Annotated in this window: 25 protein-coding genes and 3 pseudogenes; 16 read left to right on the top strand and 12 right to left on the bottom strand. The window is 66.1% G+C overall.

Translation table 11 applies throughout. The features are described from left to right. Nucleotides 1-4: 4 nt before the first annotated feature. From AB0I53_RS36035 to AB0I53_RS36025, 3 genes are all read right to left on the bottom strand, one after another. A complete protein-coding gene (locus AB0I53_RS36035; RefSeq protein ID WP_358613163.1) occupies nt 5-1,018 on the bottom strand; it encodes a hypothetical protein in 1,014 nt (337 codons plus the stop codon). 44 nt (nt 1,019-1,062) lie between these two features. Further along, nucleotides 1,063-1,596 carry a hypothetical protein gene (locus tag AB0I53_RS36030; protein ID WP_358613161.1) on the bottom strand — a complete coding sequence of 178 codons (534 nt, stop codon included), beginning with the start codon at nt 1,594-1,596 and terminating at the stop codon, nt 1,063-1,065. Between the two features lie 759 nt (nt 1,597-2,355). After that, nucleotides 2,356-2,814: a MarR family transcriptional regulator gene (locus tag AB0I53_RS36025; protein WP_358613159.1), complete on the bottom strand. Its 459-nt coding sequence runs from the start codon at nt 2,812-2,814 to the stop codon at nt 2,356-2,358. A gap of 63 nt (nt 2,815-2,877) precedes the next feature. Here AB0I53_RS36025 and AB0I53_RS36020 point away from each other — a divergent pair, with 63 nt between their 5' ends. The 4 genes and pseudogenes from AB0I53_RS36020 (at nt 2,878) to AB0I53_RS36005 (ending at nt 4,286) form a co-directional block, all read left to right on the top strand. Further along, complete coding sequence (locus AB0I53_RS36020) at nt 2,878-3,246, top strand: VOC family protein (RefSeq protein ID WP_358613158.1); 369 nt, start codon at nt 2,878-2,880, stop codon at nt 3,244-3,246. Beyond that, a pseudogene (locus AB0I53_RS36015) lies at nt 3,128-3,574 on the top strand (NAD(P)H-binding protein); the annotation flags it as partial. The gene AB0I53_RS36020 and the pseudogene AB0I53_RS36015, both read left to right, overlap by 119 nt. A gap of 461 nt (nt 3,575-4,035) precedes the next feature. Continuing rightward, nucleotides 4,036-4,110: pseudogene (locus AB0I53_RS36010) on the top strand (VOC family protein); the annotation flags it as partial. A 26-nt stretch (nt 4,111-4,136) separates the two neighbouring features. Beyond that, a complete protein-coding gene (locus AB0I53_RS36005) occupies nt 4,137-4,286 on the top strand; it encodes a hypothetical protein (RefSeq protein WP_358613156.1) in 150 nt (49 codons plus the stop codon). 91 nt (nt 4,287-4,377) lie between these two features. Here the strand turns inward: AB0I53_RS36005 and AB0I53_RS36000 are convergent, their stop codons facing one another. Beyond that, entirely contained in the window at nt 4,378-5,304 is a 927-nt protein-coding gene (locus AB0I53_RS36000) for a hypothetical protein (RefSeq protein ID WP_358613154.1), read from the bottom strand. Between the two features lie 171 nt (nt 5,305-5,475). Beyond that, nucleotides 5,476-7,566: a WD40 repeat domain-containing serine/threonine protein kinase gene (locus AB0I53_RS35995; protein ID WP_358613202.1), complete on the bottom strand. Its 2,091-nt coding sequence runs from the start codon at nt 7,564-7,566 to the stop codon at nt 5,476-5,478. A gap of 94 nt (nt 7,567-7,660) precedes the next feature. Here AB0I53_RS35995 and AB0I53_RS35990 point away from each other — a divergent pair, with 94 nt between their 5' ends. Beyond that, a complete protein-coding gene (locus AB0I53_RS35990) occupies nt 7,661-7,810 on the top strand; it encodes a hypothetical protein (protein WP_358613153.1) in 150 nt (49 codons plus the stop codon). 94 nt (nt 7,811-7,904) lie between these two features. Here the strand turns inward: AB0I53_RS35990 and AB0I53_RS35985 are convergent, their stop codons facing one another. Both AB0I53_RS35985 and AB0I53_RS35980 read right to left on the bottom strand, forming a co-directional pair. Further along, complete coding sequence (locus AB0I53_RS35985) at nt 7,905-8,405, bottom strand: IS110 family transposase (RefSeq protein WP_358613151.1); 501 nt, start codon at nt 8,403-8,405, stop codon at nt 7,905-7,907. A gap of 83 nt (nt 8,406-8,488) precedes the next feature. Next, entirely contained in the window at nt 8,489-8,974 is a 486-nt protein-coding gene (locus AB0I53_RS35980) for a transposase (RefSeq protein WP_358613149.1), read from the bottom strand. 377 nt (nt 8,975-9,351) lie between these two features. Here AB0I53_RS35980 and AB0I53_RS35975 point away from each other — a divergent pair, with 377 nt between their 5' ends. Next, nucleotides 9,352-9,858 carry a helix-turn-helix domain-containing protein gene (locus tag AB0I53_RS35975; RefSeq protein ID WP_358613200.1) on the top strand — a complete coding sequence of 169 codons (507 nt, stop codon included), beginning with the start codon at nt 9,352-9,354 and terminating at the stop codon, nt 9,856-9,858. 23 nt (nt 9,859-9,881) lie between these two features. Here AB0I53_RS35975 and AB0I53_RS35970 read toward each other — a convergent pair. From AB0I53_RS35970 to AB0I53_RS35955, 4 genes and pseudogenes are all read right to left on the bottom strand, one after another. Beyond that, nucleotides 9,882-10,940, bottom strand: a pseudogene (locus AB0I53_RS35970) (IS256 family transposase); the annotation flags it as partial. Nucleotides 10,941-11,033: 93 nt separating this feature from the next. Next, a complete protein-coding gene (locus AB0I53_RS35965) occupies nt 11,034-12,224 on the bottom strand; it encodes an amidohydrolase family protein (RefSeq protein WP_358613147.1) in 1,191 nt (396 codons plus the stop codon). 121 nt (nt 12,225-12,345) lie between these two features. Then, the gene (locus AB0I53_RS35960; RefSeq protein ID WP_358613145.1) at nt 12,346-12,750 is read right to left on the bottom strand and encodes a hypothetical protein; all 405 of its coding nucleotides are present in this window, start codon (nt 12,748-12,750) and stop codon (nt 12,346-12,348) included. A gap of 106 nt (nt 12,751-12,856) precedes the next feature. Beyond that, nucleotides 12,857-13,642, bottom strand: a complete 786-nt coding sequence (locus AB0I53_RS35955; RefSeq protein ID WP_358613143.1) for a GntR family transcriptional regulator — start codon at nt 13,640-13,642, stop codon at nt 12,857-12,859. 164 nt (nt 13,643-13,806) lie between these two features. Between AB0I53_RS35955 and AB0I53_RS35950 the strand changes: the two genes are divergently transcribed. From AB0I53_RS35950 to AB0I53_RS35910, 9 genes are all read left to right on the top strand, one after another. Beyond that, a complete protein-coding gene (locus tag AB0I53_RS35950) occupies nt 13,807-14,958 on the top strand; it encodes an extracellular solute-binding protein (RefSeq protein WP_358613141.1) in 1,152 nt (383 codons plus the stop codon). After that, nucleotides 14,958-15,881 (top strand): ABC transporter permease subunit, encoded by a 924-nt coding sequence (locus tag AB0I53_RS35945; protein ID WP_358613139.1) that lies wholly within the window; start codon nt 14,958-14,960, stop codon nt 15,879-15,881. Before AB0I53_RS35950 ends, AB0I53_RS35945 begins: the two co-directional genes overlap by 1 nt. After that, nucleotides 15,869-16,720 carry an ABC transporter permease subunit gene (locus AB0I53_RS35940; protein WP_358613137.1) on the top strand — a complete coding sequence of 284 codons (852 nt, stop codon included), beginning with the start codon at nt 15,869-15,871 and terminating at the stop codon, nt 16,718-16,720. Before AB0I53_RS35945 ends, AB0I53_RS35940 begins: the two co-directional genes overlap by 13 nt. Beyond that, a complete protein-coding gene (locus AB0I53_RS35935) occupies nt 16,717-17,847 on the top strand; it encodes an ABC transporter ATP-binding protein (RefSeq protein WP_358613135.1) in 1,131 nt (376 codons plus the stop codon). Before AB0I53_RS35940 ends, AB0I53_RS35935 begins: the two co-directional genes overlap by 4 nt. Beyond that, nucleotides 17,844-18,575 carry an HAD family phosphatase gene (locus AB0I53_RS35930; protein ID WP_358613133.1) on the top strand — a complete coding sequence of 244 codons (732 nt, stop codon included), beginning with the start codon at nt 17,844-17,846 and terminating at the stop codon, nt 18,573-18,575. The genes AB0I53_RS35935 and AB0I53_RS35930 overlap by 4 nt, the downstream gene beginning before the upstream one ends. Next, nucleotides 18,572-19,459: an alkaline phosphatase family protein gene (locus tag AB0I53_RS35925; protein ID WP_358613131.1), complete on the top strand. Its 888-nt coding sequence runs from the start codon at nt 18,572-18,574 to the stop codon at nt 19,457-19,459. The genes AB0I53_RS35930 and AB0I53_RS35925 overlap by 4 nt, the downstream gene beginning before the upstream one ends. A gap of 348 nt (nt 19,460-19,807) precedes the next feature. Continuing rightward, nucleotides 19,808-20,176 (top strand): hypothetical protein, encoded by a 369-nt coding sequence (locus AB0I53_RS35920; RefSeq protein ID WP_358613199.1) that lies wholly within the window; start codon nt 19,808-19,810, stop codon nt 20,174-20,176. Between the two features lie 200 nt (nt 20,177-20,376). Then, nucleotides 20,377-20,802, top strand: coding sequence for a molybdopterin-binding protein (locus AB0I53_RS35915; RefSeq protein WP_358613129.1), 426 nt, complete (start codon nt 20,377-20,379; stop codon nt 20,800-20,802). Between the two features lie 124 nt (nt 20,803-20,926). Then, nucleotides 20,927-21,583, top strand: coding sequence for an amidohydrolase family protein (locus AB0I53_RS35910; RefSeq protein ID WP_358613127.1), 657 nt, complete (start codon nt 20,927-20,929; stop codon nt 21,581-21,583). 143 nt (nt 21,584-21,726) lie between these two features. Here AB0I53_RS35910 and AB0I53_RS35905 read toward each other — a convergent pair whose 3' ends face one another. Continuing rightward, nucleotides 21,727-22,737: an aminoglycoside phosphotransferase family protein gene (locus AB0I53_RS35905; protein WP_358613125.1), complete on the bottom strand. Its 1,011-nt coding sequence runs from the start codon at nt 22,735-22,737 to the stop codon at nt 21,727-21,729. A gap of 630 nt (nt 22,738-23,367) precedes the next feature. On the opposite strand from AB0I53_RS35905, the gene AB0I53_RS35900 reads away from it, so the two are divergent. Then, nucleotides 23,368-23,646 (top strand): transposase (locus AB0I53_RS35900; protein WP_358613123.1); only part of this gene is annotated, 279 nt, incomplete at its 3' end.

The following is a 23,646-nucleotide window of genomic DNA, read 5'->3' as shown; positions in this document are numbered from 1 at the left end:
GGCATTATTTCGTGACAAGGTTCCGCCAGAAATTCCGCAGACTCTCGTCGCCGCCGAACAGCGAACTGAAGATCGTGGAGTCCGCCAGCAGCACATCGGCGGCCCGCTCACCGCTCGGGGGCATCCACAGGAACACGTTGAACGCGGTGTTGCCGGCCTCGATGAACGGATGCGGTCTGGAGGTGTCGATCGGCTGCTGGGCAAGCAGGCGGATGACGTCCGGCTCGTCGCTCGTCACGGCGTAATGCGGAAGATGCTGGTGGAAGTTGAAGTTCGTCACCCCGTCCAGCCACCCTTTCGCATCCACGTCCCTGACCGCGGAGAACGGGGCGATCTGGTTCGGCGCTTGCACGGCGGGACGCAGTCCGTAGCGGTTCTCGACAGGCACCCCGAGGCCCTGCATCAAGCCCCGGACATAGCCGGCGAACCGCTGCTGGCGGGGAACCAAAGGATCGCCGTGATGGCGGTACTCCACCTCCCGCACCGCCAGATCGTCCGATGCCCCGACGTCGTGGTGAGGCCCCAGGACCAGACGGGCGTCCTCCCGCCCGAGGAAAGCCCGCAGCGCCTCGACCTCCCCAGGCCCGGGCTCTTGTCCCGTGATCATGTGATCCAGCCCGAACACGAACAAGGTGTCGGTGTCCGCCAGGACCCGCTCGTCGAGCGGTGTATGGAAACCCGCCTGATCGATGCGTTGGTATACCGGGACCGGATGTCCGGTGGCCTCCTCGACGAACCGCTGGAACGGCACCCAGGCCAAGAAGAACAACTCCAGTGATCCAGCGATGCCCTGCTGGAACTGCAAAGGGTCGGACCACTTCGGGTCCTCGTAAGCAGGCCAGGCCACCCGCCGGACCTCGGTCATGGTGGAGAACCGGTTGTCCAGCTCGGCCGAGTTCCTGCCCGCCTCCGCCGGATAGCTCCACGAGACGTAGATGCTCACCCGTCGCCGGCCAGGGGTGTGCTCGCGCGGGACGTGGTTCTGGTTGTAGGTGCGTGCGGTCTGGACCTCGCTCATCTCGGCTCCGATCCACAACGGGACAAGCCTGCGACAGCCCGCTCTCACTGCAGTTGGTCGAGCATCTCCGACAGGGCGCTCTTGATCCGCAGAGCCTTCTTGATCTCGTCGGCCGTGACGAACGGATATTCCCCGTACTCGATGAAGCTCGGGCAGTGATGTTCATGCACGAACCCGGCGAATGCCTCGGGGTTGGTCTTCCAGTCCTCGGGGAACCCTTCGAGGTTCTCGAAAGCCGTGCTCACCCCCGCCTTGCTGAAAAGAGCGACGGCGTCCTCGATGTACTTATCGAAATCGGTGTCGAAGATCCCCTGATACATAAACCGAGTGTCGTCGTCGAAGAGCACCCAGCGCAGGTAGTGCAGCTTCAGCGGCGCCAAAAAATACGGATCTTTCTCCAGCGCTTTGGCCAGGGTGTAGCCGTACTCACGCATCGCCTCGGCCCGGCCCGGCTTGACCTTCGCGACGATGGTGAACCCGTAACACGCCGGTGTCTTAGGAAAAACGGGGCCGTACTTCCCCTGCTCAAGATGGTCGGTCTCTTTGGGGATGACGGCCGCCTGCGGCTTGATCTCCATCTCTGCTCCTCCCGCCACCTACTGGCCGGGAACAACCTCTCCTCATCGTCCCACGCAGCCACTCCATCCGCCTCGCGACCAGCCGTCGGCAGCCTGGCCGGAGCCGGCTGCAGAGGTGGTCAAGGGCAGTTCCAGACGCTTGTCCATATGAGGGCTAGTTCGGCGCGGCCTCGGGGGCTGGCCTGCCGGAAGAACCAGTCGCCGACCAGCATGCCCGCCAGCACGATCACGAATGTCACGTTCGAGACCGCGGCCGCGGTGGGCTGCCGAACCCAGTCGACGGAGCCATCGGCCGCCACCGCCCGCTACGCACGAAAGATCACGACGCAGGTCTACCGTGTCATCAGTGCCTGAGAGCTCCTGAATACTTATCAGCCACGCCACCGAGACACCAAGATCCCACATGTGGCTGAGGCCAGAATCGACCTCCAGATAACGAAGGTGATCGCTCCCGTCCAGACCACGACCATTCCCCAACCTTCAGACAGTTCCGGCTTTGATCGAGGGCTTGCCCAGGGCGGGTCTTCGTCGATGGCAGTGGACTGATGGGCCCTGTGAGGAGCCCTCCTCTACGGTTGAGCCCTTCCGCCCCAAGCAAGCCACGGGCCGGTTTCCCGGCCCGCCGATCCTGCGACATGCCACGGCGTGCGAGGCAGGGGCCAAAGTCCCGTCCGGTGTTGCCCTGAGCGGGGTCGTCGGGCTCATCGACGCTCGGGTTTCGGTTCTTTCGTGACCACCGCAGCGTCATGACCGACCGAGCTATGCGCCGTCGTTGCCATCGCGCAGGGAATGGATCATGCTTTGCAGGATCCGGAACGCGCCTGACTGCTCGGTCTCGGTCATGCCGGCCAGCATTCTGACCTCGACGGACCGGACCGCTACGGTCGCCTTCTCGAGGCTCCGTCGGCCGCGAGGCGTGAGCCGCGTGGGAAGAACCTTCCCGACGGGTGCCTCCGCAGGCCTGGTCACGTGGCCCTCTCGTTCCAGGGCCTGGAGCAGCACGTTCATCGACTGCCGTGTCACGAACGCGCCCCGCGCGAGCTCGGAGTTCGACAAGCCCGGTCGTTGAGCCAGCAGTTCGAGGCAGGAGTAGTGCGTCACGCTCATCCCGAGCGGCCGCAGCACCTCTTCCATGGCTGCGCGCAGGGCACTTGACGCCTCTTTCAGCAGGTAGCCCAGTGATTTGTTCAGGTCGACGCCGACACCGTCTTGACTCATGTCAGTATTCTGACATAGATTGACCCGTGTCAGAAAGCTGACACGAAGAGAAGGAGCATCATCTTGCCCGTCACCGGCCCCGACTTCATCTCGCTCCAAGCGCGCGACCTCGACGCTTCGCAGGCGTTCTACGAGCAGTACCTCGGCCTCGTCCGCTCGCAGGCGGGACCTCCGCACGCCGTCGTCTTCGAGACGAAGCCGATCGCCTTCGCACTCCGCGACGTCGTTCCCGGCACCGATCTCGCATCCGTTGCTCAGCCCGGCATCGGTGCCGCGATCTGGCTCCACGCCACAGACGTCCAGGCCATTCACGATGCTCTCGTCGCCGACGGTCACACCATCGTCGCCGCACCGATCGACGGCCCCTTCGGTCGGACATTCACCTTCGCCGACCCCGACGGCTACCAGATCACTCTCCACGACCGCACCTGAGGCGAGCACCCTGGCTTTTGGGGCTACCGGGACACTCGGTCGCCACGTCCTGGACGCGCTAGTCGCCCGGGGAATCAGTCCCGAAACGATCACCGCGGTCGGTCGGAATCAATTGCGCCTCGGGGCACCTGCTTCCGCCGGGTTCGGCGCTGCTGCCGTCGATCTGTCGGATTCAGTCGGCGTCGCAGAACTGGTTGCCAGGCACTCTGACATTGTGTTGATCTCGGGCAGCGACCCGAATCGCCTTGCTCAGCACGAGTCGGTCATCGAGGCTGCGAAGAACGCGAATGTCCGACACGTCTACTACACCAGCGGAATTCGAGCCGACGATGACCGAACTTATGGGGAGGTAAACCGGTCAGGCAGTTCACAGCGTGGGCCACAATCACCGGCGACAAGCCTTACCAGGTCCATGTCAGCGACGACTTTCGGCCATGGCGGCTTGCGGTTACATTTCACGCTTGCGAGCGAGTGGATGCGAAGCCACTTGTCGATCAGTTGTCTTTTGTCACGGACCCCGCTCATTGGGGTGTGCCATTTCGCCGTGGATTGTTTCACATTCCGCGGCGGGATTTTTCGACGATCACCGCGCACATGGTCGCGCGTGAAGATACAGAGGCCCAAAACCGTCGGCGAACGATGGGCGAGTGAGGTCAGCGCATACGAAGTACACCTTTACCCGCTGATCCCTCAGACCGTACCGAAATCGATCGATTCCGGTACGGTCGCCCGGGGCGTGGCCTGGCTGATCCGTGTCAGAAAACTGACACGAAGAGAAGGAGTATCATCTTGCCCGCCATTGGCCCCGACTTCATCTCGCTGCAAGCGCGTGACCTGGACGCTTCGCAGGCGTTCTACGAGCGGGCGACGCCATCCTCACCCTCCTAGACGTGGAGAAGCCTCCCGTGCATCTCCTGCTCGGCTCGGACGCGCTACGCCTGGTCACCGCCGGGCGCCAACGCGTCCAGGACGACTTCGACGCCTGGGAGAAGCTCAGCCGCTCCACCGACTCCACCGAAGGCGGAGTAACAGTCGCCTGACACTGGACAATTCACCAAGACAGCGGCCGGTAACGGCGCTGTGGCTACCGACCCACCCGGAGACAGCGACAGCGCCACATCCGACACATGATCAACGAAACGCCACACGTCCGCTCATCAGCGTAAGGCGTTCTGTGTCAAGCAGATCGTCGGTGCCTCGTCCGGCGCGGTCCCCCGTCAGCCGACCGCGCCGGACTTCTCCTGCTCGCCGCGGGAACCGATCTCCGAGGCCCACCGACTGCGGGAGTATCTGTCTGTCGAGGGCTGTCTGGAGCAGCGGAACGAACCGCACTCGTTGGCCCTGCAGCCACCAGATCATCTGGACCACGGTGAGGTGCAACGCCACACCGACCGCGACCCCGGCCCCGAGCCCGAGCAGGAGTTGCCAGCGGGGTGTCCAGGTGGGGATGTCCCACCAGCGCAGGTCACGGCTGCTTCCCATGTGCTCGGCGATCCAGGACAGCCATCGGGTGGCGTGGGCGTGTTCGGCCGAGTCGGGGTAGGCCAGGGTGAGGGAGCGTGCGAGCAGGTGCTGCAGAAGTGCGTCGGGGTCGGGGTGGGTGCCGGTGTCGAGCAGGTCGGCGGGATTGCTGTCCTTTTGGGTGTAGGCGTCGCGGGCCAGGCTTAGGGCCAGCGGGGTGGTGAGCGTGCGGGCGGCGACGCTGTCCGGGTAGTCGCGCAGGTGGTCGGTGACCTGCTGCCAGGCTCGGCGGTCTTCGCCGAGTTGTTCGGCAAGCATGAACGCCGTGGCGTCCTTGACGTCGACAGGCAGGACGTCGATGACCGCGGCCCCATACAGTCGCCCGCCGGCCAGAGCGGCCTGGTACTCGGCTGGGTGGCTGGTCAGCACAATCTTGAGTCCGGCGGCCTCGCGGTCGATCGAGTTCAGCGCCGCTCCTTGGATAGCGGGGAGCATCTCGTCCAGGCCGTCGAGGAACAGCGCGACCCGATCCAGTTCTCCTGAAGCCCCGGCGAAGTACAAAGTGTTGTGTTTGTCCTGGTCACAGCGTTGATCCACGGCACCGAGGAAGGCACTCACGCTCTTGTGAGCCTGCGATTGCACGCCTGTGACCAGCGGTAATGCTCCACCTTGCGCCTAATCGGGGCTTCAGGAGAACTGGGCCTAGTACTCGTTCCCGGTCGGCGTGAGTCGCCTCCAACAGCGGGATCGCCCGACCCCATCACCCGGTCACCGGCCGGGCAGCTGCCACAGCCGTATCGTGCCGTGGGGGTCCCCGGTCGCGAGCATGCCGTCCGGGCCGAACGCCACGGCGGAGACGCCGTGCATCGTGGTGCCGATCTGCTTGCCGGTGTCCAGCTCCCAGACCATGAGGGTGTTGGCGTTGGTGGTGGCGAAGTGGGCGCCTTCGGGGCTGAACGCGATCGTGCTGATGTGCTCGCTATCGAAGGTGACCGGTCTGCGGGTCTGGTTGTGGCTGACGATGTCCCACCACCGCATGATTCCCCCGCTGTCCACGGTCGTCAGCACATCGCCGTTCGTGCTGAGCGTGAAGCCGTAGGCGTACTCGCCTTCTGGCAGGGCGATCGGGTCGCCGAGCCGCCGCTGCCCCGCCACGTCCCACATGGACAGATAGTTGCGGTTCCCGGTCGGGCCTACGACGACGAGCGTGCGGCCGTCCGCGCTGAACCCGATGGCTTCCCCATTGGTGCCGAGTCCGTCGATCGGCCTGCCGCCCGCGACGTCCCACACCCGCACTGTTCGCGAGGCGACCTGCCCGACCGTGACAGCCATGATGCGCCCGTCCGGGCTGAAGATCGGATCACCGAAGTCGTTGTCGCCCATGGCGGCGACGAAGGGCCTGCCGCGCTGTCTGCCGCTGGCGAGATCCCATTGCTCCACGACGACAGCGGTCTCGTCCTTGACCCGCGTGGTGGTCAGTGTGCGCCCGTCCGCGCTGAACACCGGGGAGCCGATTCCGTCGAAGGTCCCGATGATCTGTCCGACCTGTTCCTGGCTCTCGACATGCCACGACTGCGCGGTCTCGTCATCGAAGCGGGCGGTCAGCACGGTCCCGTCCGGGTTGAACGCCAGCCCTTCGACCTCCGAGGTCCCGGTGATCTCCCCCACCTGCTCGAACGGCGGCACGGCTGGACTGCTCTCCGCTGGTGCGTCCATCGGCGGCTCGGTCGACGACTCCGACTCGGTCGATGGCTCGGTCGCCGACTCCGACGGCCACGACACCCAGCTCACAACCCCGGCCACCGCCACAACGACGACCAGCGCCACGATCCGAAGCCAGCGACGGGACGACCCTCGCCGGGCGACCAGCGTCGCGGGCACGGCAGCGGGCCTGTCCACGATCGTCGAGGTGGGTGCCCGCCCTTCGACGATCACGGTAGCGTCCTGCCCCGGCTCGAGGAACTCAGCGATCTCCGCCTGCCGCCGCACGATCAGCCGGTGCACCGGCTCCGGCCACGGCTGGGCCGACGGCGCGAGCTGCCCGATGGCCGACAGCAGTTCCGCCGCCGTCGGCCGGGCGGCGGGATCCTTGGCCAGGCACGGTTCGGCGAACCGCCGGACCGCGTCCGGCACGTCCGCGAAGTCAGGGTCGAGCCGGACAACGTTGTTCAGTGTCTGAAGAGTGGCGGCCCCGGCGAACGGGCTGGCCCCGGTGGCGGCGGCAACGACGACGGACGCCAGCGAGAAGACGTCTGCCGCCGAGGTGACCGTGACCCCTTCTGCTTGCTCGGGCGACATGAACGCGGGTGACCCGACCAGCCAGCCGGTCCGGGTGAGCTCGTCGTGCCTGCCCTCGCTGACCGCCCGGACGATGCCGAAGTCGATGACACGCGGCCCGTCGTCGGTGACCAGCACGTTGGACGGCTTGAGGTCCCGGTGCACCAGCCCGGCCCGGTGGATGTGCGTCAACGCGGTGGCCAGCCCAGCGGCGAGCCGCAGCACCGCGGCCTCCGGCAACGCCCCGACCGACGAGAGCGTGTCGTGCAGCGTCGGCCCGGATACGAAAACGGAGGCGAGCCAGGGCGTCGGCGCGTCCGGATCGGCGTCGACGACGGCGGCGGTGTAAGCCCCGGACACCGCCCGGGAAGCCTCGACCTCCCGCCGGAACCGGGCCCGGAACCCGTCGTCCTCGGTGAGCTGCTCGTGCACGAGCTTCACGGCGACGAGCCTGCCGTCCGGCCCGCTGCCAAGCAGTACCCGTCCCATGCCGCCCCGCCCCAGCTCGGCGAGCACCCGGTAGGGCCCGACCTCGCGAGGCCCGGCATTTCCCAACGTCCTCACAGCCACCTCAACCCCCATCACCGCCACGGATGCCAGATCCATGATCCCGAACCCACCGGCGGACCGACCGAGGTGGCCCTTTCCGGACAGCGGGGATGAACACGGCGTCGGCATGTCAGACGTCGGAGGGGTGGAGACCACCGCACTCCGCCCGTTGACCGCCGACGTCCCCACCCCGCGTGGACTGCCCGCGGTGACCTGGACATCGCTTTGTTCCCGGACACCCCCCGAGGTCATCGAGACGCTGCTGTCGGGTCTGTAACGGGAACGGCGCCTCTCTGTGTCAAGTGGCTCTTGTATGGTTGGTGGTGGCGGGCCTGGTAAGTGACTTGTCCGAAGTGCTGATGTGCGGGGTGTCAGTCAGCCGCGCTGGACGATAGAGCCGCCCCCGAGTGTCCTGCCGGGCCCGCCGCCAATGTCAGGTCGGCATCGTGGAGAAGTTGGCGGTAGACGGTGTCGGAGAGGCGCCTTTTCAAGCACCGCATGGCTTCTTTATGGCTCTTTCCCCCCGCGCGCTTGCGTCGATAGTAGGCGCGGCCTTCGGTGTTGTGGCGGATCTGGCTCAACGCCATCATGTGCAGGGCATGGTTGAGTTGGCGGTCCCCAGCGCGGGAGAGCCGGTGGCGTTTCACGTCGCCGGAGGACACCTCGATCGGCGCGGTGCCGGTGTAGGAGGCGAACGCCGCTGCGGATCGGAACCGGTGCACGCTGCCGACCCGGGCCAGGATCGTGCCGGCGAGCCCGGTCCCGATGCCGTAGAGCTGGGTGAGTGTGGTGCCGGTGTGCTCGACCGTGGTGGCGATGTCGGTGTCGGCGGTCGTGATTCGCCGGTCGAGACGACGGACCTCGGCTACCAAGTCGGTTGCGAGACGGCGCAGCGTGCGCCCCGCGACGTCGCGTGGCCGAACTGTGCGCAGCAGCTCAGCTGCGATCTGGGCCGTCAGTTGGGTGGTGCGCCCGCGGGGATGAGTTTGGTGAGCAGCACATGCAGGCGGTTGATCGTCTGCGTGCGCTGCTTGATCAGGTCGTCGCGGTGTTCGACCACTGCGCGCAGCGCGGTGATCGCCTCGTCGATGCTGGTCGACCGCAGGCCGGTTGCGGTCAGCGCCGCGATCCCGACCGAGATCGCGTCCGCGTTGTCGTTCTTGCGGCCATGACCCGTCGACAACATTCGTACTCTGGCGGCCAGTTTCGCCGGCACGTCAACGACGTCGATGCCGTCAGTACCCAGCCGGGTGGTCAGCGGCGCCCCTAACCCGGTCGCTCCCTCGATCGCCCACGTCACCGCCGGCCAGCGGCGGGCAAAACGGCGCAGCTGTCGGTATCCGTCGCGGCTGACTGGGACCCGCACTGTCGCCAACGGTTGTAATCCCGAGTTCACCGCGGCCGCGGTCCACGACGCCTTGTGCGGATCGATCGCGATCACAACGGACTCGGCCTGCATGACCGGCTGTGCCAAGAAAAACCTCCTCGATGTGAACCGCTATGAAAGCGAGGAGGGCACACCAACTTTCGGCTACGCAGGCCTCTCTTCAGCCACTCCACGCCAGGCGGCGACGGCCGGGCTGCAAGCCGTTCGCGAGTCAACCCATGAGGGTGACAGGTGTTTCCCGAGCCAGGCCCGGCCACCGCCTGAGGAGATCATGGCTGCAGACCACGCTCCCTGTCGATATTGAACAAGTTGGTGTTTCCGGCGTGTTCGGTTAGTAGGTTTCAGCAACCGGTCAGCGGTCACTGAAGGTGATGGCGAAGGCGTTCAGGACTGGTTTCCAGCGCATCGTCCACCGGGTGCGGCCTGTCCCGGTGGGGTCCAGGCTGCGGGTGACAAGGTACAGGCACTTCATCGCTGCGCGGGTTCAATGGGTTAGCGCAACACCTTGTCTGCTGCGAGGTGTTCGTGATGGGGCGTCCTGCGTTGCCGTTGCAGTTCCAGCGCCAGTTTTGGTCGATGATGCGGACCGGAGTTGTGCTCGACGACGCGGAGGCCGTTGTCGGCGTGTCGAAGACGGTCGCCTGGAGGTGGTTCCGCGAAGCTGGCGGCGTGATACCTGTAACCGCTCCGGCGGCCGTGCCGAGGCGCAGTATTCACGGCTGTCTTTTGCCGAGCGTGAGGAGATCAGCTGTCGCCGCGCCGCGGGTGACGGGATTCGTGCGATCGCCCGGGCATTGGGGCGGTCACCGTCCACAGTGAGCAGAGAATTGGCACGGGGCACTGTCCGCCGCAAGACCGGATACCGGGCATCGGTCGCGCAGGCTCGAGCCGATGTTCGTTCCGCGGCGACCGAAGGTCTCGAGGCTGGCGCGGAATGACCGGCTCCGCGAGCATGTCCAGCAATCTCGACGTCGTAGTCGAGGAAGGGAATGAACTCTTCCCATGCGTTGCGCCACAAGCGGATCAACGCGCTGTGCTGCTTGCCCCACTTGTCCTCCACCTCGTCCAGGGCGAGGGCCGCGGCGTCCGGGTTCGGGGCGGTGTAGATCGGTTTCAGGTCCTTTTTCAGCCCGTCCCAGTGCTTTCGTGACACGAGGCGGAAGGAGTTGCGGATCAAGTGGATGATGCAGGTTTGCACGATGGTTTGCGGCCAGACGTTTTCCACGACCTCGGGCAGGCCTTTCAACCCATCGCAGACGAGGAAGAACACGTCTTTGACGCCACGGTTTTTCAGGCCGACCAGGACACTCATCCAGAACTTCGCGCCCTCGCCACCGCCGGTGCCCATCGTCAGGCCCAGCACGTCCTTGCGGCCATCCAGCGTGACCCCGATCGCGGCGTAGACGGGCCGGTTGGTCACCTGCCCGTCGCGGATCTTCAAATGGATGGCGTCGATGAAGATCGCGGCATAGACCGGATCCAGCGGACGGTTGGACCATTCGTCCATCTCCACGACGACGGCGTCGGTGATTCTCGAGACCGTTTCCTTCGACACCGACGCGCCGTAAATGTCGGCGAAGTGAGCGGAAATCTCGCCCGTGGTCAGCCCTTTCGCGTACCGCGACAACACGATCTCGTCCACATCACCCAGGTGCCGCTGCCGCTTTTTCACGATCTGCGGCTCGAAGGTGCCCTCCCGGTCCCGCGGTACCGCGATCTCGACCTCGCCGACCGCGTCCGAGACCACCGTTTTCGTCCGCGTCCCGTTGCGGATGTTCGACGAGTCCCGTTCCGGATCGGCCTGGTTCTTGGTATGCCCGAGGTGCTCGGTCATCTCCTCGTTCAGTGCCGTTTCCAGCACATTCTTGGTGAACAGCTTCAGCAGCCCATCCGGGCCGGTCAACTCCAGACCCTGCTCCCGGGCCTGGGTCACCATCGCCGCCGCTGCGGCCTGCTCCGGCGACAACTGACGCCCCTCCTGCTTCTCACTTTTACGCGGACTCACAGCGTCCGATGTCATCACTCACGGTGCCCATCCCGCCCGACTTCCGCCCGCCGTGTCGAGCCGGAAACACCGCTCGCCGCACAGTCCTTACCTGTGCTGCAGCGCTGGTCAGTTCAGGGAGTAGAACTCGTGCCCTCGGGCGAGCACGAGTTGCGGGTGTCGGAGGTGCGCGAGGGAGGTGAGGGGGTCGCGGTCGACCACGATCAGGTCGGCGGAGTATCCGGGCTGCAGCTGTCCGACGTGGTCGGCGATGCCGAGTGCTGTGGCGCTGATGGTTGTTGCCATGTCGATGGTCCGCTCGTTGGGGAAGCCGAGGTATTCGAAGAGTTCCATGGTTCCCACGAAGTCGTCGAACCAGGACCCTGGCAGACCTGCGTCGGTACCGATGATCAGCGGCACGCCGAGTTCCGCGAGCCAGACCAGTCGCCCGTACATTGCCTCCGTTCCTTCTGGGCCTAGCCGTTCCATGATCGAGCGCCAGTTCCCGCTCAATGCGGTGCAGGCGTAGATGCCTTTGTCGGCCATCTGTTTCGCGACGTCGTCACGGCGATCTGGCCCGTTGGCGCTCTGCCAGGAGCAGTGCTCAATGGTGGAGACTCCGGCGGCGACCGACGCGGCGATCGCTTCGGTCCCGTGCGCGTGGGCGGCGACCGGCAGCCCGAGCTGGGACGCTTCTTCCACGATGATCGCCAGCTGTTCCGCGGTGAATTGCGATGCCCACATCGGCGGCGAGCTCGGGGTGATCTGGCCGCCGGAGGCCATGACCTTGATGATGTCCGCGCCCAGTGCGGCGTTGTGTTGTACCAGGTGGCGGATCTCGGCTTCGCCGGAGACCGTCCCTCCGAGGAAGTGGCAGTGCCCATCGGGGATGGTCAGCGGCGCTGCTGCTGCGAGGATGCGAGGACCTGGCAGATCGTTGCGTGTGATGGCATCGCGGAGGCGGATGGACAGGCCACCGCGGTCACCGAGGTCCCGGACGGTGGTGATGCCATTCGCGAGCGCTTGTTGTGCTCGCCCGGCCATGCCGAGAAGCAGGTCCGCGTCCTCGGTCTGCTGCACCGTGTCGAGGAATTGGGGGCTGGTGTCGAAGCAGAGATGAACGTGACTGTTGATCAATCCGGGCAACACGGTGGAGTTCGGAAAGTCCCGGCGCCGTGCTTGCGTGTCAGCTCGCTGCTCGACGTGGTATCGAGGCCCAACCGCCAGAATGATGTCGTCTTGAACCAGGACCGCGCCGTCCTGGATTCGCTGTTGAGCTGGCCCGATGAGCACCTGCTTGGCGCTGATCAGCTGCTGCACGTCGTCATCCTTTCCGCGCTGTTTGAACATTTTCGTTTCGTTGACAAGCCCCGTAGTTGGCGGCTTTTCGGAGCTGTGGGCTCGCTCGGCCGGGCAAGACTGCAGGTCGGGGCCGCACTAATCATCCTCGGTGGGATTCAAGGCGGAAGACCGCCGTCGTGCCGGTATGGGCGCGATTCTCACTGACAGTGGCGCTTGGCGAGAATGGCCATGCCATTGAGCTGGTCCCGAGCGCGTTGACGTAGGTGTGGATGACCCGGGCCGCTTCATAGCCCTCGACGAGAACCGCGCGATACGCAGGATGTTCATCGCGCTCGATTTCGGCCTGGCCGACGGACAGCAGGTTGCGGACCCAATCGCGCCGGCAATGCGGAGAACACACATACCGTCGGCCGTTGAGCTGGATGACCGCGATCGGAACTGTCCGGATCTCACCAGTGGTACGTCCCCGGACAGCGAGAACACGCAGGACGTAGCGGCGTTCTGCGTAGACGGCGGACTTCTGTGCCCGGATTCTGCCGATCATGAGCGCGTTGCGTTGCCGTAGCCCTGTGTCCTGCGGGGAATCGATGCCGGAGTTCGTCCGTGGTCCGACCGGTGGCGAAAGGGCGGGGGTATCTATCGGCTGACGGTCAGCGTGGTGCTCTGCGTCGGGCGAGGGAACTGACCGTGGCCGAGTTGTGGACGGTGAAGGAGACGGTTCCGGGGAGGAAACGGTCCTCCGACCACAACAGGGGTGCGCCGGTGGGGTCGGTGGCCCGGCGGACTTCGCGGAGAAGGCCGGTGCCCTCGGCACAGCCCAGCAGGTGGGCGTCGGTCTCATCGGCAGCGACGATGTCGATGGTGTGCTCACTGTCTGCGAAGACGACGCCGGACGCATCGAGGGCGCCGGTGTGCGAGAGCGAATCCGGCGCCAGGGCTTCGATGACCTCGCCGACCCGTACCGGGTAGACGGTGCGTTCAAGCATGACCGGAACGCGTCCGAGGAACCTGAGACGGAGCACTTCGGTGATGTCGTTCCCCGGATTGAGCTGCAGGCGCTCTCCCTCAACCGCAGTCGCTGCGCGAACGCGAGCATGGATGGTCCGGGCGCTGGGCTCCTCGCCCAGGGAGCGTGCCCAGTTGGTGAAACTCAGCAGTTCATGGAAGCTCTGAGTACGCGCGGTCCCCAGGATCACCCGCCGGGTTCCCCTGCGGGAGGTGACCAGCCCATTCGCTCGAAGCAGCGCCAGGGCATTGCGAACGGTGCCACGGGAGACCCCGTACTGTTCCGCGAGACTCTCCTCGCTGGGCAGGCGCCCGTCGTTGCCGAACCTTCCTGCCTCAATCGCGCGACGCATGTCGGCTGCCAACTTTTGATACCGAACGGCACCTGCCCCGCTCCGCTTGCCGTTCCCTTCGGCTGTTTCGCTGACCATCCGCCCAAGTTACCCCGTTGCGCCTCTTTGCCGTGCGGCTGCACGTTTTTCCATCGACTGCCCGCCGACAGTTCCTCCTCTCGCACCCATCCGTTCACCGGTATGACACCCAGCCCGGCGACAGTGGTAGCCGCAACTTGTATAGCCAACTTTAGGGGACTTAGATGAAGGCGACCCTCCGTCGCGCCAGCGCCATCGGTGCCGCGGCCCTGCTGCTGTCCGGGCTGGCCGCGTGTTCGTCCGGGAATGGCGCCTCCGACTCAATGGATGGCGCCACTAACTGGCGCACCGTGACCTCGGTCGAAGAAGGCGGCGGCATGGATGCCCTGATCGCCGCTGCGAAGAAGGAAGGGAAGCTGAACGCCATCGCGCTTCCGAAGGACTGGGCCAACTACGGCGAGGTCATCTCCACCTTCGAGAAGAAGTACGGCGTCAAGGTTGAGGTCGAGAACCCGGATGCCTCCAGTCAGGACGAGATCACCGCAGTGTCTTCCCGCAAGGGCCAGGAACGCTCGCCGGACGTCATCGACGTCGGGCACGATTTCGACGTCGCTGCCGCGAAACAAGGCCTGCTCGCCCCGTACAAGGTGACGTCCTTCGGCAAGATCCCGGACTCGCAGAAGGACGCCACGGGTCTCTGGTACAACGACATGGGCGGCTACGTCTCCATCGGCTGCGATGCCGGTCGCGTGGCGAAGTGCCCCACCAAGTTCTCGGAGCTCCTGGACCCGCAGTACAAGGGCAAGGTCGCGCTCACGGGCAACCCGGTGGAGTCCGCTTCCGCTTTCGGCGCCGTGTTCGCCGCCTCTCTCGCGAACGGCGGGTCCTTCGACAACATCCAGCCCGGCATCGACTTCTTCGCGAAGCTGAAGCAGGCCGGCAACTTCAACCCCGTCGAGGCGACACCCGCGACGATGGAAAAGGGCGAGACGCCCATCGCCGTCGTCTGGGACTACCGCAACGCGGCTTATTCCGATGAGCTGAAGGCCAAGGGGATTGAGTGGAAGGTCACCATCCCCGAAGACGGAGTTTTCGCCCAGTACTACTCCCAGGCGATCGTCAAGTGGGCGCCGCACCCGGCCGCCGCTCGCCTGTGGCAGGAATTCCTCTACAGCACCGAGGGGCAGAATCTCTGGCTGAAGGGCTACGCCCGCCCCGTGCTGCTGCCCGCCATGGTCGCCGACGGCACGGTGGACAAGAGCTCGCTCGACCGCCTGCCCCAGGTCAATGAGGACAAGGTTTCCTTCCCGACGGAGGCTCAGGGCCAGGCGGCCAAGACCGCAGTATCCAATGGCTGGGCGAAGGCCGTCTCCTGATGACGACTGCCACACCCACCGTCATCGCCGATGCGCCCAGCGTGTCCCGGCGCCAGGAACCCCAGGCGCCCCGGTGCCGACGCCGCAGGTCTGCCCCCGGCTGGCTCGGCGTCGCCCCTCTGATGGCCTTCGCCGTGATCGTGCTCGGCCTGCCCGTGACGGCCATGGCCGTCGGCTCAGTCACCATCACGACTGACACCGGCGCCACCGAGTTCACCGGGGCCAACTTCGCCGCCTCCTTCGACGGCCCGTATCTGGAGAGCCTGCTGGGGAGCGTCAAGCTCTCCGCGCTCTCCGCCTTCATCGCGACCGTCGTCAGCCTGCCGATCGCCTATGCCATCGTCACCTCGCGTTTCCGCGGGTTGCGCGAGGCGGCGCTCTCGGCTTCCGGTGTGATCGCGAACTTCGGCGGCGTACCCCTCGCCTTCGCCTTCGTCGCCACCCTGGGCAATGCCGGAGTCCTCACCGGATTCTTCGGCCTCTCGGACAAAGGCTGGAGCCTGTATTCCTTCTGGGGACTGGCGATCGTCTACCTGTACTTCCTCATCCCGCTCATGGTGCTCACCTTGACGCCGGCACTGGACGGCCTCAAACCCCAATGGCGGGAGGCCGCGCACAACAACCGCGCCACCGGCTTCCAGTACTGGCGGCATGTGGCCTTCCCCATCCTGTTCCCGACGCTGCTCAGCGGCTTCGTTCTGCTGTTCGGCAGCGCCTTCAGCGCCTACGCGACGGCTGCCGCCATGGTGGGGAGCTCCATCCCTCTGGTGACCGTGAAGATCGCCTCGGCATTGACGGGTGACGTCCTCGTGGGCCAGGGCAATGTCGCCCTCGCACTCGGCATGGACATGATCATCGTGGCCGGGATCGTCATGGGCATTCAGCTCCTGCTGCAGCGAAGGAGTTCGAAATGGCTGTCCTGACCGGCTCACGTTCGGTACCGACCAAGGGATCCCGACTCGGCCCCAACGTCGCCCTCATCGCCGCCGGGGTCTACTTCCTGGTCCCGATCCTCTGCGCACTGGCCTTCACCTTCGGGCTCGGCGACTCTCGCCAGACGCCCAGCCTGGACGCCTACACCGCGATCTTCACCACCGAAGGGCTCGCTGGAAGCCTCGGCCTGACACTGCTCCTGGCAGCCGCCACGATCCTGCTCGTCTTCGGCCTGCTGCTCCCGGCCCTGCTCGCCGTACGCCTTTCCGTTCCCCGCGCGAAAGCCGTGGTCGCCGTCGTCTGCATGCTCCCGCTCGTCGTCCCGGCGGTGGCTCTCGGCGCCGGAATCACCACGGTCCTGCGCTGGGGAACCGACTGGCTCTACGACACTCCGGGGTTCCCCGTGCTTGCTGCCCTCCAGCAGCCCGGTTTCCCGTTGATCCTGGTGCTTGCCTATACGCTCATGGCCCTGCCCCTGGCCTACGTCACCATGGAATCCGGACTGAGCGCGATCGACCTGAAGGTCCTGGTCGAGGCCGCGCGGTCCTGCCGGGCGTCCTGGCCCCGGGCCCTGTTCCTCGTGATCCTCCCGAACCTCCGGGAGGCCTTGCTGAACACCGCCTTCCTGACCATCGCCCTGGTCCTCGGGGAATACGCCGTCTCCGCACTGCTCGGCTTCCAGCCCTTCGCCGTCTGGACTGTTGCGATCAGCGGTGCCCACGCCCAGCTGTCCGTCGCAGTCTCCATGGTCGGCCTGATCGGCACCTGGCTCATCCTCCTTGCGGTCGCGAAGCTCGGCCGCTCCAAAGCGTCCAAGGAGTCTCAATGACGCCCACCATCGGCTCCCGGCCCCCAGCTGCCACCGGCAGCTCGGGCCTGGAATTCCGCGAACTGCGCCGATCCTTCGGCGCCACCACGGCCCTCGACGGACTCAGCCTCACGATCAACCCCGGCGAGATGCTCGCCCTCCTCGGCCCTTCCGGCTGCGGGAAGACCACGGCACTGCGCATGGTCGCCGGTTTCGAGCACCCCGACTCCGGCGAGGTCCTGGTGGACGGCAGCGACATCACGGGTCTCCCCGCACACCGCCGTGACGTCGGCATGGTGTTCCAGTCCTACAGCCTCTTCCCCCACCTCACCGTCGCCGACAACGTCGCTTTCGGAATGCGCATGCAAGGCGTCCCCAGCGCAAAGCGCCGGGCCCGGACCCACGAACTCCTCGAACTCGTCGGACTGCCCACCCAGGCCGGCCGCTACCCGCAGCAACTCTCCGGCGGCCAGCAGCAACGGGTGGCCCTCGCCCGTGCCCTCGCCCTGGAGCCCCGGGTGCTGCTGCTGGATGAGCCACTCTCCGCCCTCGACGCGAAGGTTCGGCAGTCCCTGCGCGACGAGATCCGCCGCCTCCAGTCGGACCTGGGCATCACCACTCTGTTCGTCACCCACGACCAGGAAGAAGCACTGTCCATATCGGACCGTGTGGCCGTCATGCGGGCAGGCAGCCTGGAACATTGCGCCACACCGGACGAGCTGTACAACGCACCTGCCACCCCCTTCGTCGCCGAGTTCGTCGGCACCATGAGCCGCCTGCCCGGCCGCCTCAACAGCGACGGCACCCAGGTGGACGTTCTGGACCTCACCCGCCCTGTCCAGGCACACCTCCCCGCTCAAAGCGGCAGCGCGGCCACCGCGCACAACGCCCGCGACATCGACGTCCTCGTCCGGCCCGAAGCTCTCGTTGTCAGCGCTGCCCCGGAAAGCCGGTCACAAGTCGTGGCTGCGTCCTTCCTCGGAGCGACAACGCGCCTCACGGTGCGCCTGGACAGTGGCCAGGAAGCCCTCGCCGATGTCCCCACCGCCGTGGCGTCCACCGTTCCGGTCGGTTCACGTGTCCGGCTCAGCCTCCCGAACCGCCCCGTCCTGATCGACCAGGCCAGGGCGAAGGAGGCCGCCGCATGATGCCGCACCAGGACACCACCGCCCTGCCCGACGGCGCGCAGGCTCACACAGCACCGGAAAGCGCCGGAATCGCTCTGCCCGCAGCTGTGCTCTTCGACATGGACGGCACCCTCGTGGACACCGAACGGCTGTGGTGGGACGCCGTCGAGACGGTGGCCCGCAACCTGGGCAGGACGCTCGGGCCGGAGGACCGGCCTGATGTCGTGGGACGCCCGTCCCAGCACACGGCCGCATACCTTGCGTCCACGATGGCCACCCCGCCGTCTGCCAGCGCACTCGCCGCACGGCTCGACGAGACCTTCACGGCCCTCGTGGCCCAGGAGGTCGTGCCCAGGCCAGGAGCCCTGCATCTCCTCCACCTCCTTTCGGGGCAGGGGATCCCAGCGGCCATCGTGTCGGCCTCGCCCCGCCGCGTGGTGGAACTGGTCCGGGAACGGCTCGGCCGTGAGCTGTTCACGCTCATCGTGGCCTTCGAGGACACCACCGTCTCGAAGCCTGCCCCTGATCCCTACCTGGAGGCCGCGCGACGGCTGGGAGCCCAGCCTGCCGAGTGTGTGGTGGTGGAGGACTCACCCGTTGGCCTCGCCGCAGCGGAGGCAGCCGGCTGCCCCGTCGTCGTCGTGCCCTCCACCGTCCCGATCGACGCCGCCCCAGGCCGCACGATCATCACTTCCCTCGAAGAGGTCACGCTCCCGCTCCTGGCACAGGCAAGAGGCTCCGAGCGATGAATACCCCGACCACGAAACCGGTGACGACAGTGAACACCCCCACCCGCCCTACGCCTCCTGCCGCCGGCCGGCCCCGGATCATCCTGCTGGGCATCGACGGGCTCCGCTGGGACCTCGCAGCGGATTCCCCGGCCGCCCCGGCTTTGCGCGCCATGGCCGCCGAGGGCGAACTTCAGCCCATGGTGATGGAAGTGCCCACCATGTCCGGCCCGGGATGGTCCTCCATCCTCACGGGAACGACTCACGCCGAGCACGGGGTGAAGGACAATTCCTTCGTGGGGCACCGGCTCTTCAGCCATCCGGACCTGCTCTCCCGAGCCTTCTACCAGGACCTTTCGACCAGGACTTTCGCTGCCGCGGGCTGGCCGCCGCTCGTCTCCCCGGAAGGGCTGGGGCCGGTCATCCACCAGCGGCTCGAACAGCAGAAGGCCGGGCTGCACACCGTCATCTCCCGCGACGGTGAAACCCACGGATTCGTCAGCATCGACGCCGAGATCACCGATTTCACCCTCGCGGCGCTCGCGTCCCACCGCGTTCCCGATGTGGCCTTCGTGTACTTCTGCGATGTGGACGATGCCGGGCACGTCTACGGCGCCCGCAGCGAGCAGTACCAGGCGGCACTGGCCCGGGTCGACCGGCACATCAGCCGCATCCGCCAGGCCGTGCAGGCCCGGGCGGATGAACACGCCGAGAACTGGCTCCTGGTGGTGGCGGCGGATCACGGGCATCTGGACGAGGGAGGGCACGGCGGGAGCACGCCCGAGGAACGGAACTCCTTCATCCTGCGCTGGCAGGCCGGCGGATCGCTCACCCCCTGGCCCGAGACGGTCTCGCCTCACGAACTGCTGGAGCTCCTGCTGGACGAGAGCTCCCGGGAGCGGTAGCGCCCAGCATTGCACTCACGCACACGCGAAGACTCCATCCAATCCCATCCATGCGGGTTTCCTCATCCCCTTTCGCACTACGCGATTCCGGGCAACTTAACCGGAGTCGCGCTGGGGGATGGGTTGGTGATGCCATCTCCTCAGGGCATGCCCGGATGGTATTCCTGCGGTATGTCTGCGAGTGTCGATATGGGGCGTCTGTGGGGCAAAGTCGGGAAACCCTTGGGACACTGAGGCGTTCCGCGCAACCGTCGGTGACGTTGTGCGGCGGTGCCGTGTGGCGCGCCGGAGCTGTTGCGGTGCAATGAAAAGACGCAGAACCCCGATATGAAGTAGGTCCTTCCACAGATCAACTCCATAAGGGTTCTGCGCGCTTTCGGGGAACAACACCAGGCCACCGACTTCTACTACCAGGACGACCTCGCCAGCCTGCGCAATGACGGCATCCTCACCGACCTCGACCTGGCGTTCTCCCGCGACCAACGCACCAAGGTCTACGTCCAGGACCGGATGCGTGAGCACGGCGCCAAACTCTGGTCCTGGCTCCAGGACGGCGCCCACCTCTACGTCTGCGGTGACGCCAGCCGCATGGCCAAGGACGTCGACCGCGCTCTTCGCGAGATCATCACCCAGCACGGCCACCTGAGCTCCGACGACACCGACGCCTACGTCAAGCAACTCAGCACCGACAAACGCTACGTCCGCAACGTCTACTGACTCCTCGATCTGCGGATGCCAAGCGCCATTCGAACCGCAGATGCGGTTCATCAAGCCTCTTTCGGCGGATTGTGCGGAAGAAGGTGCAACTTATGGTGGTCTGCATGGCAGTACCGCCGGAGGTCAATCAGAGGCTCGTGGGCCCGACCAGAGAAGTGCTTCCACCAGCAGAGATCCCACTTCGGGTCGATGAGTTCGTCGTGACCGGTGCCGTCCGCAGCCCGGGGACCGTGCTGTCGACCGCGGAGTTGAACAGCTCCGCCCAGGGCCCCGTCCACGTCCACTACGCCACCAACCGGTGCCGCCGCCTTGACGCGGTTCATGGCGTGCTGCTGCACAACCTGCTGACCGACATCGGCTTGGCGCTGCACGAGGCACCGAAGATGGACCAGCTCACCTTCGTCGTACTCGCCCACGGGGAAGACGGCTACGAGGTGCTGCTGTCGTGGGCGGAGCTCGATCCGGAGTTCGGCTCCTGCGGCGCACTGCTGGCCACGCGCTACAACAACGAACTCCTGCCCCGCCCCACCCTGGTCATGCCCCGCGACGGGCGCGGCAGTCGCTACGTACGCCTGGTCAACCGCCTCCACGTACTGCGCATCCCCCCGATCCCGACCCAGCGCTAGCTGGGACCGTTTGTGCTGCGGTATTCCCGCAGGAACGAGTGGCGCGAGGTGGCGTCGCTGGTGTTGCGACGCCACCTCGGCTTTCGGTGGTCAGCTGAGGTCGGTGATGACGGTCTTGTTCTCCATGTCTGACCAGCCGGACGACGAGGGCCTGTCACTGGAGGAGATCACTGCCGTCGTGGACGAGGCCAACCGCCACGGGGGCAGGCCGGTCGCAGCGCACGCCCAGGGCACCGCGGGCGTCCTCAACGCGATCCGCGGCGGCGTCACCAGCATCGAGCACGGTTACGGCATCGATGACGAGTGCATCGACGAGATGCTCGCCCGCGGTACTGTGCTCGTCCCGACACTGTCGGCCGCCATGCACTCCCCCGAGCGCGGCACCGTGCCCGACTACCTTTACGAGAAGTGGGTGCGCTGGTCGGAGGTGGCCCAGAAACGGCTTGCGCACGCGTTCTCCCGCGGGGTGAAGGTCGCGCTCGGCACCGACGCCGGCGCCGCGCCGCACGGCGCCAACCTGCGGGAGCTCGCGCACATGGTCACGCTCGGGATGACCCCGATGCACGCCGTTGAGGCGGGCACACGGCATGCTGCCGACCTGATGGGCCTCGGCGCCGAGCTGGGCACGCTCGAGGCAGGCAAGCTCGCCGACCTCGTCGTCTGCGACGGCGACCCCCTGGCCTGCATCGACGTCCTCGCCGACCCTGCCCACGTTGTCCTCGTGGCGAAGGAGGGCCGGATCGTGAAGCACACCCCTTGTCAGGATAGGAGATCAGCGTGAGTGCGATCATCACGATCGTCGCTCAGGACCGGCTCCATGCGCTCGCCCATCGGCAGCATCAAGCAGCCTCTCGAGCACGATGTACAGCGCGTGCTGCACCTGCGCCACCTGCGGATCGGGCTAGATGATCTATTCCAAGGGGTTCAGCGGTCGTCCATGAGCAGGAAGGCGAGCGCCTCTCGGAGGTTGTGCTCGGCGATTCCCCTCATGGAGTCGCGGTCGGGGAAGTCGCCGTCGAGGAGCCGCAGTGGTCCGGCGACGAGAGACAGGCGCATCGCCAGCGTGTAGAACGTCAGACGCTGCTCGTCGAGGCCACGGTGGTCCAGCCACCGGTAGTGCTCGCCGAAGCGCAGTCGCAAGAACGCGTGCTCCCACTCGACATCGAAGAACATCAATCCCTCGATGTCGATGAGGACCGGCTGCCCATGCCGGTCCACCAGCACGTGGTCCGGCCCGAGCTCACCGTGGATGAGCCCGTACTGCGATCGTGGGCGCACAGCCGCAGCCAGTTTGCGAACTACAGTCTCCAGCTGGTCGTGGGAACGTGTGATCCGCGTGTCGCGAGAGGCGGCTTCGGTGAGATCATCGAGGGCGCGGCTCAGGACGACCTGCTCGCAGGAGCTGCCCTCGGAGGTGCCGCCCCTGTCGATCAGGGCGACTTTCCCGAAGCAGGGACCCTGGTGCCTCTGCATCGCACCGAGCGCCTCGGCGAGTCGCGCCATGGTCGCTTCCACGCTGCGCGGGTTCTGGTGGAGCAGTGCTTCCAAGTTGTCGCCGGGCACGTCCTCGACCACCGCGACGTCTGCCGGGTAGTGGCTCCCGCTCCGGTCGGCCAGATGGATCCGGGGCGTGCGGATTCCAAGGGTGTCCAGATGCCGGTGGGCGGCTTCGAAGAGCTCGATGCCGGAGGCAGGCGAGAGCGGGTCCGTGTGGTTGTCGGCGTCGTCGGCCTGTGTGGTGGGCCAGTAGTTCTCGGCGTCGTCCCAGATGTAGACGATCGCGGTGGAGCCATCGTCGATGGTGAGGCGATATACGCCCTTCTTGCTTCCACCTCGGAGCCGCGAGACGCCGACGAGGCGGTGTTCGGTGCCCAGAGCCGCACGCGCGACGCCTTCCAGGTGATCCCGTGTGACAACACTGCGTACCGCGTCCACGACCTGCCTCCCCCGATGTATCGACTGCGCGGTCCCCGCTGCTGGAGGAAGACGCTCGCCAGATCAGCGGGCTCTCTTCACGGTCGGGCTGACAGGATTTGAACCTGCGACCCCTTGACCCCCAGACATGTCCACAAGAGACACTCACCAGCGAAAACCCAGAAACTGCAGGACAAGCCGGCGCGGATCGCTACCGTTCAGCGCAGTACAACGCGGTCCATGCCAGCACAATCCTCCCGCTTTCCTCCCATCGCTAGCGTCGAAACTGCCCGCCTGTACGCCACGAGACTCGGGGTCGAGATGGTGAGGCAACGTGAGACCAGTCCTCCAACACATCGCCCCGTAGCACTCCGAAAATGCTTCGTGCTGCGAACCTGGGCAGCGCACCTTGCCAAGGGGCGGGCATGATCAACCCCCGCGTCCGCGCGGACGATCTACCTGATTCGCCACGCCGATCCTCACCTGGCTCGCCCTGTGCCGACCTGCCGCAGGAGGGACACCGCACTGAGTGATCCTTGAGGTAGCCGAGACGCCTTCGCCCCCGAATGACTCCCCGCCTCTAAGAGGGCATCTGATCTTGGTTCGTGGTGATCTATCCGTTTCAGGTGGCGGTGATATCTTGATCAACTTGTGAGTCCCCGGCGTGCGTATCGCAGTGACCTGTCCGATGGCCAGTGGGCGTTGATCGAGCCGACCTTGACGGCATGGCGTGCCGCACGGCGTGGGCCGGGGACCGCGGCGCGGGTACATGACTTGCGGGAGATCGTGAACGCGCTCCTGTATGTGTGCCGAACCGGGATCGCTTGGGAGTACTTGCCGCACGACTTCCCGCCCTACAAGACGGTCTATGACTATTACGCCAAGTGGGAGGCCGATGGCACGACCGAGGCGTTGCATGACTTGCTGCGT

The sequence above is a fragment of the Saccharopolyspora sp. NPDC050389 genome, from assembly GCF_040655595.1.
In the GTDB taxonomy this organism is placed as follows: Bacteria; Actinomycetota; Actinomycetes; order Mycobacteriales; family Pseudonocardiaceae; genus Saccharopolyspora.
The sequence above is the reverse complement of the archived record's forward strand: the minus strand, read 5'-3'. Positions and strand labels throughout refer to the sequence as shown.